The organism is Marichromatium sp. AB32 (genome assembly GCF_003718675.1).
Taxonomy (GTDB): domain Bacteria; phylum Pseudomonadota; class Gammaproteobacteria; order Chromatiales; family Chromatiaceae; genus Marichromatium; species Marichromatium gracile.
In genome coordinates, this window is the sequence record NZ_RHFJ01000083.1 from 1 (window position 1) to 10,839 (window position 10,839).

Here is a 10,839-nt window from a genome sequence, read left to right on the forward strand (position 1 = left end):
CGGGCGTCGGGGCGCGTGAGCGAGCTGCTGCTCGGCGTACCCCCGGCCGGTGGCGCGCCGGTGCTGGCCCTTCGTGTCCTGCTCTGGTGCGTGCTGCTGGTCTGGGGGCTGCGGCTGATGGCCGCGCCGGTGTCGAGCAATGTTGTCGGCGAATCGCTGCTGCATCTGGTCAATCTGCCCTTCCACGAGGCCGGGCACGTCATCTTCGCCCCGCTCGGCGACTTCATCGGCTCGCTCGGCGGCACCCTGGGGCAGCTGCTGATGCCGCTGATCTGTCTGCTGGTGCTGCTGCTGCGTACTCGTGACCCCTTCGGGGCCAGCGTCTGTCTGTGGTGGTTCGGGGAGAACTTCCTCGATATCGCGCCCTATGTCGCCGATGCCCGCGCCGGGGTGTTGCCGCTGCTCGGCGGCAACACCGGACAGACCGCGCCCTATGGATTTCACGACTGGGAATACCTATTAACCGAGACCGGGCTGTTGCATCTCGATCGTGCGCTCGCTCAGGCCAGTCATCTGCTCGGCGCCCTGCTGATGCTCGCCGCGCTGCTCTGGGCGGCGCTGTTGCTGCTGCGCCAGTGGCGCGCGCTCGAACGCGGCTGAGTCCCGGCCCTCGGTCGTTCTCCTTTCGTTGTCCGCTTTGCTGTAAGGAATCCCATGTCCCGATCATCCTCCGTCGCGCCCGATCGTCCGGGCACCCGCGATCTGCGTGCCTTGGCGCGTCTGCTGCGCTTCACTCTGCCTTATCGCTGGCGCCTGCTCGCCGCGCTCGCCGCGTTGCTGTTCGCCGCCGGGTCGGTGCTGGCCTTCGGTCAGGTGATCCGGGTGGTGGTCGATCGCGGGTTGTCGAGCGGTTCGGCGGTGGCGCTCGATCGTTCGTTGCTGCTGTTTCTCGCCGTGGTGGTGCTCACCGCCGGGGCGATGATGGCGCGCAGTTATCTGCTCAACTGGATCGGCGAGCGGGTGGTTGCCGACATCCGGCGCGCGGTCTTCGATCGGGTGCTGGGACTCGATGTCGGCTTCTTCGAGACCACCCGCACCGGCGAGGTGATCTCGCGACTGACCAGTGATACCGCGCTGCTGCAGGTGGTGGTGGGCTCGACCCTGGCGATGGCGCTGCGCACCTCGCTGATGATGCTCGGCGGCATCGCCATGCTGGCGGTGACCAGCCCGGGCCTGACCGGGCTGGTGCTGCTCGGGGTGCCGCTGGTGATCGGCCCGGCCTGGCTGCTGGGGCATCGGGTGCGCCGTCTCTCGCGCGCCAGTCAGGATCGGGTGGCCGATGTCGCGGCCTATGTCGATGAGGTGATCCACGGCATCCGCACCGTGCAGGCCTGCGGTCACGAGCCGATCGATCGGCGTCGTTACGGCGAGCAGGTGGAGTCGGCCTTCGAGGTGGCCCGTCAGCGCTCGCTGACCAGCGCCTTGCTTGCCGGGATCGCCACCCTGCTGACCTTCGGCGCGATCGGTGTGGTGCTGTGGATCGGCGGTCACCAGGTACTCGACGGGGCCCTCAGCGGCGGCGAACTCTCGGCCTTCCTGTTCTACGCCATCCTGGTGGCCAGTGCGGTCGGTTCGCTCAGCGAGCTGCTCGGCCAGCTGCTGCGCGGTGCCGGAGCCAGCGAGCGGTTGATGGAGCTGCTCGAGGCACGCCCGGCGATCGCCGCGCCGAGCGACCCGGTGGCGCTGCCGCGGCCGGCGCGCGGCGAGGTCCGTTTCGACGCGGTGCGCTTCTGCTACCCCTCGCGTCCCGATACCCCGGCGTTGGATGCGCTCTCGCTGGTGGTGCGCCCGGGCGAGCGGGTGGCGCTGGTGGGGCACTCGGGGGCGGGCAAGTCGACCCTGTTCCAGCTGTTGTTGCGCTTCTACGACCCGAGCGCCGGCAGGGTGTGTTTCGATGGCGTCGATCTGCGCGCACTCGACCCGCGCGAGCTGCGTGGACGGATCGGGCTGGTGCCGCAGGACCCGGTGATCTTCGCCACCAGTGCCTGGGAGAACATCCGCTACGGCATGGAGTCGGCGACCGACGCCGAGGTGCGTCGCGCCGCCGAGGCGGCGCACGCGACCGAGTTCCTCGATCGCCTGCCGCAGGGCTTCGACACCGATCTCGGCGAGCGCGGGGTGCAGCTCTCAGGGGGGGAGCGCCAGCGGATCGCCATCGCCCGCACCATCCTGCGCGACCCGGCGCTGCTGCTGCTCGACGAGGCGACCAGCGCGCTCGACGCCGAGAGCGAGCGCCTGGTGCAGCAGGCGCTCGAGGAGCTGATGCGCGGGCGCACCAGCATCGTCATCGCTCACCGGCTGGCGACGGTGCGCAACGCCGACCGCATCCTGGTGATCGACGGCGGACGCATCGCCGCCGCCGGAGGCCACGAGGCGCTGATCGCCGAGGGCGGGCTCTATGCGCGCCTCGCCGCGCTGCAGTTCCAGGAGCCGACGCCGGCGCGCGCGGCGCCGGTCGTCTGAGCCGGGGTCAGTCGCGCGGGGCCAGGTCGCGATCGAACAGCTCGCGATAGTGCTCGGCGTAGGGGGCGAGGGCGCGATAGACGAAGCCCGGCACCACCCGCGACTCCTGACGCTCGAACTTGCTGCGCACGTGGTTGAGGTTGCGCAGCAGCTTCATCTCGATCACCGCGCGGGCGAACTCCAGCCCGCGTGGTCCACGGTTGCGTTGCAGCCAGGCGACCAGCTTGCGGATGAGCAGCGGCGGGCGCCCGGTGCCGGGCGGGTGGTTGAGCCGCTCCATGAAGCGCGGCATGCCGCGGGTGCGGTCGCCGCCCTCGGTGAGGGTGCCGAACTCGAGCTCGGGGCGCAGCATCTCGAACATCCGCTCGCCGCGCTCGGTGCGCGCCATCACCCACTGCCAGCCGAGTTCCGCGCCCATGTAGCCGATGGTCAGGTCGCTCAGCGCGTTGGGGTAGTCGAAGCAGGACAGACAGGCCGAGGGGAAGATGCCGTGGAGCTTGTCCATCGGGAAGTCGATGTAGTTGACCCGCTCGACCGCGCCGTCCTCGTGGCGCAGCCAGAGACTGAAGTCCTGCATGAACTCGTGATGGACCACGGTCTTGGGTGAGCGCGAGATCTGCTCGAGGAAGTATTCGAGATCGGGGTAGGAGACGTTGTCGCTGCAGGGGATGCCGATCACGTACAGCGCCTCGAGTCCGAGCTCGGACTCGATCGCGCGCAGCGCGTGCACCTGGCAGCCGGTGCCGATGAAGGCCAGGCGCTTGATGCCCTGCTCGCGCACCAGGTCGAGCAGCCCGAGGTTGGGCGACAGGCTGGGCTTGTTGCCGGCGGTGGCGAGCACCTCCTCGGGGGTACGGGCGAGGATCGGCTGGGCCTTGAAGCGGGTGCCGGGGGCGGCGGCGGTGGTGATCACCGCCTCGACCTCGCCGCGTTCGAGCAGCCGCGCGCCGAGGGTGGTGACCATGCCGCTCCACTGTGCGCCGGGACGCGGGGCGCGCATGCGCGCGGCATAGGTGGCGCGGTAGCAGCCGAACAGCAGCTCGTCGCCGTCGCCGCGGCTGCGACCGAACAGGCGCTGCTCGATGGCGTCGGTCTGGTTGTTGACGAACATGCACGCCTGGGTCATCTGCGGCTTGAGCGTGCTGTCGCACAGCCCGCAGTCGCTGCACAGACGGGGGCGACCCTGGAGTCGCTCGTCGTTGCTGAGCAGCGAGATCTGACCCATGCCCTTGGACGGGCCCTCGGCGACGGGGGCGGCGGACTGATTCATCGCTGCGCCTCGTGCGAGTGCTGGCTGGCTGCGGGATGACGGATCGGCATGCTGGATCTCCTCGTGGTCGATGGGCACGCCGCGCGCGTCGGTCTGCGCCGGGCGTTGCCCGGAGTGGCTTGGAGGGCGGTCGTCGGGGGACCGCCGTGGGCGGCGTGCAGTCTGCCGCAAATGGTCGCGCTCAGTCCATCGGCCCCGGTCATGGAAACCACGCGCCTTTCGGGGATTCTCGCCGGTGATTGATCCTGTCGGCTTGACCACGGTCGAGCAGGGGCGCTAGGGTCGCGAACTTGATCGAATAAGGCTTGGGGCGGGCTGCGCGCCGCGCGACCGGCTCCATGGTTCATCGGGACAACGTCCAGCAAGCGCCTGTGTGCGCGACGGTCTTGGGCGTGTCCGCTCAATCTGGCCGTTTGCGCCGAACAGACTAAGCAACAAGGTTTGCAGCGTTATGCCCATCCCGTTCCCGTTTTCCGCCGTTGTCGCCCAGGAGGAGATGAAACGCTCCTTATTGATCGCTGCCATCGATCCCTCGATCGGCGGTGTACTGGTATTCGGCGACCGCGGCACCGGCAAGTCCACCGCGATCCGTGGCCTGGCCGCCCTGCTGCCGAAGATGCGCGCCGTCGATTGCACCTATCAGTGCGACCCCGAGGCCAGCGATGACGTCCTGTGTGAGGACTGCCGCGCCAAGCGTGCCGCGGGGCGGACGCTGAAGAGCCGTCAGGTGCCGGTGCCGGTGGTCGACCTGCCGCTCGGTGCCACCGAGGACCGCGTGATCGGCGCCCTCGACCTCGAGCGCGCCCTGACCAAGGGCGAGAAGGCCTTCGAGCCGGGTCTGCTGGCGCGTGCCCATCGCGGCTTCCTCTACATCGACGAGGTCAACCTGCTTGAGGACCATCTGGTCGACTCGCTGCTCGACGTCGCCGCCTCGGGTCAGAACCTGGTCGAGCGCGAGGGCCTGAGTGTCCGTCACCCGGCGCGCTTCGTGCTGGTCGGCTCCGGTAACCCCGAGGAGGGCGAGCTGCGCCCGCAGCTGCAGGACCGCTTCGGTCTGTCCGTCGAGGTCAAGACCCCGCAGGACCTGCCCACCCGGATGAAGGTGGTGCGGCTGCGCGACGCCTTCGAGCGCGATCCCAACGCCTTCGTCGAGAAGTGGAAGCGTCAGGACGGCAAGGTGCGTCGCCAGATCCAGAAGGCGCGTGAGCTGCTGCCCAGCGTCGAGGTGCCGGATGCGACCCTCGAGCGCGCCGGCGAACTGTGCATGAAGCTCGGCACCGACGGGTTGCGCGGCGAGCTCACCCTGATCCGCGCCGCGCGTGGCCTGGCCGCGCTGCAGGGCGACACCGAGGTCGTCGACCGCCACCTCAAGGAGGTCGCCACCTCGGCGCTGCGTCACCGTCTGCGTCGCGATCCGCTCGACGAGTCCGGTTCCACCAGCCGGGTCGAGCGCGCCGTGGCGGAACTGTTCGGGGAATGAACATGACCGCCGCGAATCCCGCCGCCGATCAAGGCGTCGACGCGGGTCCGCCCCCGGCCGGGGCGGGCCTGTCCGCGTGGGATGATGCGGTGCTGGCTGCGGCCCTGATGAGCGTCGATCCGGTCGGGACCGGCGGCGTCGCGCTACGGGCCCTCGCCGGCCCGGTGCGTGAGCAGTGGCTGAGCCTGATGCGCGATCTGCAGCCGCCCGAGGCGCCGCATCGCCGCATCCCGCTGCACGTCTCCGACGGTCGCCTGCTCGGCGGCCTCGATCTGGCCGCGACCCTCAACGCCGGTCGCCCGATCGCCGAACGTGGCCTGCTGGTGGAGGCCGATGGTGGTCTGGTGGAGCTGGCGATGGCCGAGCGCATCTCGGCCCATACCGCCGCGCGCCTGACCATGGCCTTCGACTCGGGCGAGGTGGTGCTCGAACGCGACGGCCTGGCGATGCGCACCCCGTCGCGCTTCGCGGTGGTCGCGCTCGACGAGGGCGTGGGCGAGGACGAGGGGCTGCTCAATGCGCTGCTCGATCGTCTCGCCTTCCACGTCGATCTCACCCACATCCGCGTCCACGAGGCGATCGCCTGCGACTACGATCCCGAGGACGTGGTGCAGGCGCGCGCGCGTCTCGCCGGGCTGACCCTCGACGAGGAGCAGCTCAAGGCGCTGTGCGGTACCGCGCTGGCGCTCGGTATCCCCTCGCTGCGTGCATCGCTGTTCGCCTGTCGGGTCGCCTGCGCCTCGGCGGCGCTCGAGGGTCGCGACCAGGTGGAGGCCGAGGACCTGGCCGTCGCCGCGCGTCTGGTGCTGGCGCCGCGTGCCACCCAGCTGCCGCCGAGCGAGGAGCAGCCGCCCGAGGAGCCGCCGCCACCGCCGGAAGAGCCCGAGGAGCAGGAGCAGAACCAGTCCGAGGAGCAGCAGCAAGAGCCGCAGGAACTCGAGGACACCGTGCTCGATGCGGCCAAGGCGGCGATCCCCGCCGATCTGCTCTCGCAGCTCCAGCTCGGCACCCTGCGTCGCTCGCGTTCGCGCGCCACCGGCAAGGCCGGTGCGATACAGAACGCGCCGACCCGCGGTCGTCCGGCCGGGGTGCTGCGCGGCGAGCTGCGTTCCGGGCTCAAGCTCAACGTCGTCGAGACCCTGCGCGCCGCGGCGCCCTGGCAGCGGTTGCGGCGCGAGGAGCGGGCGCGACGCGGCATCGAGTCCTCGCGCATCGAGGTGCGTCAGGACGACTTCCGCATCACCCGCTTCAAGCACCGCTCCGAGACCACGACCATCTTCATGGTCGACGCCTCGGGCTCCTCGGCGCTGCACCGTCTCGCCGAGGCCAAGGGTGCCGTCGAGATGTTGCTGGCCGACTGCTATGTGCGCCGTGACCAGGTGGCCCTGATCGCCTTCCGCGGCAAGGGCGCCGAGGTGTTGCTGCCGCCGACCCGCTCGCTGGTGCGTGCCAAGCGCACCCTCGCCGGGCTGCCCGGTGGCGGCGGTACGCCGCTGGCCTCGGGGATCGATCTGGGGATGATGATGGCCGACTCGATCCAGCGTCGTGGCGGTACCCCGATCCTGATCCTGATGACCGACGGTCGCGCCAACGTGGCGCGCGACGGCGCCGGTGGTCGGGCGCGCGCCTTCGACGAGGCCAAGGCCGCGGCGCGGGCGGTGCGGGCGCAGGAGATGAGCGCCATGGTGATCGACACCTCGCCACGTCCGCAGCAGCAGGGGCGCGAGCTCGCCGCCGAGATGGGTGCGCGTTACCTGCCGCTGCCGCATGCCGATGCCGGTGCGTTGAACCAGGCGGTTCGCGTGGCGACCGGCTGAGGCCCCGCGCTCGCGCCCGACCACCCCAGGGATGGTCGGGCGCGAGCGTTCATCGGGTTTGCCGAACGTCTTGCCGAAGGAGGTGAAAGGGATGCGATTCACCCTGACCAGACGGCTCGACTGGACGCGCGACGGCGACAGTTGGCCGAATCGAGGCGCCAGTCGCTTCGTCACCGCCGGCGGGATCCGCTGGCACGTCCAGCTGATGGGGCAGGGGCCGGTGTTGCTGCTGCTCCACGGCACCGGCGCCTCGACCCACTCCTGGCGCGATCTCGCGCCGCTGCTGGCCGAGCGCTTCACCATCATCGCCCCCGACCTGCCCGGTCATGGCTTCACCGAGGCCTTGCCCTACGCGCAGATGTCGCTGCCGGGGATGAGTGCCGCGCTCGGCGCGCTGCTCGAACGTATCGGACACCGCCCCGTCGCAGTCATCGGGCACTCGGCCGGGGCGGCGATCATGGTGCGTGCCGTGCTCGAGGCGCGGTTCGTACCGCATGCCCTGGTCGCGCTCAACGGCGCGTTGCTGCCCTGGCGCGGGGTGCCCGGGCGGGTGTTCTCGCCGACCGCGCAGCTGTTCGCCTCGGTGCCGGTGGTCTCGCGCTTTCTCTCCTGGCATGCGCTCGACCGCAAGGCCATCGAGGGACTGGTGGCCAATACCGGTTCGCGGCTCGACGAGGCCGGGATCGAGTTCTACCGACGGCTGGTCGCCGATCCCGATCATATCCGCGCCACCCTGACGATGATGGCCAACTGGGACCTGGAGCCGCTCGCCCGGGCACTCCCCGAACTCGCGCCGCCGTTGTTTCTGGTCGTCGGCGAGAACGACGGCACGGTCTCGCCGCGCGAGGCCGAGCGGGTGCGCGAGCGGCTGCCGAGCACCGAGATCCATCGTCTGTCCGGACTCGGGCACCTGGCTCACGAGGAGCGTCCGCAGGATGTCGCGGTGCTGGTCGGCGAGCTGCTCGGGCGGGCTGGTCTGCTGCCCGATCCGAGCTGATTCCGATCAAGTTTCAAAAGGCGCCGCCGGGGTGGACGGGGCGGTCATGCTGCTATAATGTCAAGCCATCTTGACACTAGATTGGGTATTAGAGACTTGACACTTGCGGCTCCACAGGTTTCCAAGGGCGTGACGGGCGCCAAGCCCCACGCGATCGTGATCGGCACCGGGTTCGGTGGTCTGGCCGCGGCGATTCGCCTTGGCGCGCGCGGTTATCGGGTCACCATGCTCGAACGGCTCGACGCGCCGGGCGGGCGTGCCTACATGCACCATCGCGACGGTTTCTCTTTCGACGCTGGCCCGACCATCGTCACCGCTCCCTTCCTGCTCGAGGAGTTGTGGTCGCTGTGCGGGCGCAAGTTCTCCGACGACATCGATCTGCGCTTGATGGATCCCTTCTACCGGATCCGTTTCGACGACGGCAAGGTGTTCGATTACAGCGGCGATCCCGAGGCGGTGAAGGCGCAGATCGCGCAGTACTCGCCGGACGACGTCGAGGGCTACGATCGCTTCATGAAGTACAGCGAGGGGGTGTTCAAGGTCGGCTTCGAGGACCTCGCACACATCCCCTTCACCTCCTGGACCGATATGGCCAAGATCGTGCCGGACATGGTGCTCAAGCAGAGCTACCGCACCGTCTACGGCATGGTCTCGAAGTACATCAAGGACCCCTATATCCGCCAGGTGCTCTCCTTCCACCCGCTGCTGGTCGGTGGCAACCCCTTCAAGGTCACCTCGATCTACACCCTGATCTCCTTCCTCGAGCGCAAGTGGGGCGTGCACTCGGTGATGGGCGGCACCGGCGCCCTGGTGCGCGGCATGGTCGACCTGATCGAGGGGCAGGGCAGCGAGATCCGCTACAAGGCCGAGGTCGAGCAGATCATGGTCGACTCGCGTCGGCGCGCCACCGGCGTGCGGCTGACCTCGGGCGAGGAGATCGCCGCCGATATCGTGGTCTCCAACGCCGACGCGGCCAACACCTATCGTCGGCTGCTGCCGGCGACGGTGCGTCGTCACTGGACCGATCGCAAGGTCGAGCGTTCCAGGTTCTCCGCCGGGCTGTTCGTCTGGTACTTCGGCACCAAGCGCCAGTACCCCGACGTCAAGCACCACACCATCCTGCTCGGCCCGCGCTATCGCGAGCTGATCGAGGACATCTTCCAGCACAAGCGCCTGGCCGAGGACTTCAGCCTCTACCTCTATCGCCCGACGGCGACCGATCCGAGTCTCGCCCCCGAGGGGTGCGACACCTTCTATGCCCTGTCCCCGGTTCCGCACCTCGAGAGCGGCACCGACTGGGCCACGGTGGCCGAGGAGTATCGGGCCAAGATCGCCCGTTATCTCAGCGACACCGTGCTGCCCGGCCTGGAGGACCAGATCGCGACCTCGCTGGTCACCACGCCGCAGGACTTCCAGGACAGGCTCAACTCCTATCTCGGGGCCGGGTTCAGTTTCGAGCCGACCCTCACCCAGAGTGCGTGGTTCCGCCCGCACAATGTCAGTGAGGACGTCAAAGGCCTCTATCTGGTCGGTGCGGGGACGCATCCGGGTGCAGGGATTCCCGGCGTCATCTCCTCGGCCCGTGTCCTCGATACGGTGGTGCCCGATGTTTCAGCCTTCGCTTAATGCCCTGAATCCGTCGCCGGGTCACGCCTCGGCGGACGATCTCGCTGCCTGCCGGGAGCTGCTGCGCTGTGGGTCGCGTTCCTTCTACGCGGCCTCCTTCCTGTTGTCGCAGCGCATCCGCGAGCCGGCGATCGCGCTCTATGCCTTCTGCCGGATCGCCGACGACGCGATCGACTTCGTGCCCGATGCCGCCGGCAAGGCGCGCGCCCTCACCGGGCTGCGTGCGCGGCTCGACCGCATCTACGACGGCAACCCGATCGACGATCCCGCCGATCGCGCGCTGGCCGACGTGGTGGTCCAGTACGCCATGCCCAAGGTGCTGCTCGAGGCCCTGCTCGAGGGCTTCGAGTGGGATGCCGAGGAGCGTCGCTTCGAGGACATCTCCGGGGTCTATGCCTACTCGGCCCGGGTCGCCTCGACCGTCGGCGCGATGATGGCGACCCTGATGGGTGCGCGCGAGGCCGATCAGGTGGCCCGTGCCTGTGACCTCGGCGTCGCCATGCAGCTGACCAACATCTGTCGCGACGTCGGCGAGGATGCCCGCGCCGGTCGGCTCTATCTGCCCAAGCAGTGGATGCGCGAGGCCGGTATCGACCCCGATGCCTGGCTCGCCGACCCGGTGTTCAACGACGCCCTGGCCTCGGTGATCCGACGCATGCTGGATACCGCCGACGCGCTCTACCGGCGCGCCGACGTCGGCATCGCCGGGTTGCCGGTAGGGTGTCGCGCCGGGATCAACGCCGCGCGCTATCTCTATGCCGAGATCGGGCGTCAGCTCGAGCGCCAGGGGCTCGACTCGATCACGAGTCGCGCGGTGGTGCCGGCACCGCGCAAGATGCAGCTGCTCGCCCCGATCCTTGGCAGTACCATGCTGACCGCGCGCTATGTCGCGGCGCCTGCGCTGGAGGAGACCCGCTTCCTGGTCGATGCCGTGGTCGAGGCCACCCCGGTGCACATGCGTGCGCAGAACACGGGCGTCGGCGGCAAGGTGGTACGGGTGCTCGAGTTGTTCGAGGAGCTCGAGGCGCGTGAGCGCGCCGCCAGCGAGGCCGCGCGTGCCCGCGCCGGTCAGTTGGCGATGTCCTCGGCGCGCGGCTGATCGGCTGATCGGCTGTCGCAGCCCGTCGAGACAACAACGCCGCGCCGGATCGGATCCGGCGCGGCGTTGTTGTGTGACACCTTAGAT

The 10,839-nt window shown here is 69.4% G+C and carries 8 protein-coding genes; 7 read left to right on the forward strand and 1 reads right to left on the reverse strand.

What is annotated here, in order from left to right; genetic code table 11:
- Nucleotides 1–600 (forward strand): zinc ribbon domain-containing protein (locus tag EBL85_RS15720; RefSeq protein WP_123143401.1); only part of this gene is annotated, 600 nt, incomplete at its 5' end.
- Between the two features lie 54 nt (nt 601–654).
- Nucleotides 655–2,463 (forward strand): ABC transporter transmembrane domain-containing protein, encoded by a 1,809-nt coding sequence (locus EBL85_RS15725; protein WP_123143402.1) that lies wholly within the window; start codon nt 655–657, stop codon nt 2,461–2,463.
- A gap of 7 nt (nt 2,464–2,470) precedes the next feature.
- Here the strand turns inward: EBL85_RS15725 and EBL85_RS15730 are convergent, their stop codons facing one another.
- A complete protein-coding gene (locus EBL85_RS15730; RefSeq protein ID WP_123141416.1) occupies nt 2,471–3,733 on the reverse strand; it encodes a Coenzyme F420 hydrogenase/dehydrogenase, beta subunit C-terminal domain in 1,263 nt (420 codons plus the stop codon).
- A 451-nt stretch (nt 3,734–4,184) separates the two neighbouring features.
- On the opposite strand from EBL85_RS15730, the gene bchI reads away from it, so the two are divergent.
- The 5 genes from bchI to EBL85_RS15760 all read left to right on the forward strand — a co-directional run bounded on the left by bchI (nt 4,185) and on the right by EBL85_RS15760 (nt 10,752).
- A complete protein-coding gene (gene bchI, locus EBL85_RS15740; protein ID WP_123143403.1) occupies nt 4,185–5,213 on the forward strand; it encodes a magnesium chelatase ATPase subunit I in 1,029 nt (342 codons plus the stop codon).
- Nucleotides 5,210–7,030, forward strand: coding sequence for a magnesium chelatase subunit D (locus tag EBL85_RS15745; protein ID WP_123143404.1), 1,821 nt, complete (start codon nt 5,210–5,212; stop codon nt 7,028–7,030). The genes bchI and EBL85_RS15745 overlap by 4 nt, the downstream gene beginning before the upstream one ends.
- A gap of 91 nt (nt 7,031–7,121) precedes the next feature.
- Nucleotides 7,122–8,027 (forward strand): alpha/beta fold hydrolase BchO, encoded by a 906-nt coding sequence (gene bchO / locus EBL85_RS15750; protein ID WP_123143405.1) that lies wholly within the window; start codon nt 7,122–7,124, stop codon nt 8,025–8,027.
- 96 nt (nt 8,028–8,123) lie between these two features.
- Nucleotides 8,124–9,653, forward strand: a complete 1,530-nt coding sequence (locus tag EBL85_RS15755; RefSeq protein WP_123143406.1) for a phytoene desaturase — start codon at nt 8,124–8,126, stop codon at nt 9,651–9,653.
- Entirely contained in the window at nt 9,634–10,752 is a 1,119-nt protein-coding gene (locus tag EBL85_RS15760) for a phytoene/squalene synthase family protein (RefSeq protein WP_123143407.1), read from the forward strand. The genes EBL85_RS15755 and EBL85_RS15760 overlap by 20 nt, the downstream gene beginning before the upstream one ends.
- Nucleotides 10,753–10,839: the final 87 nt, after the last annotated feature.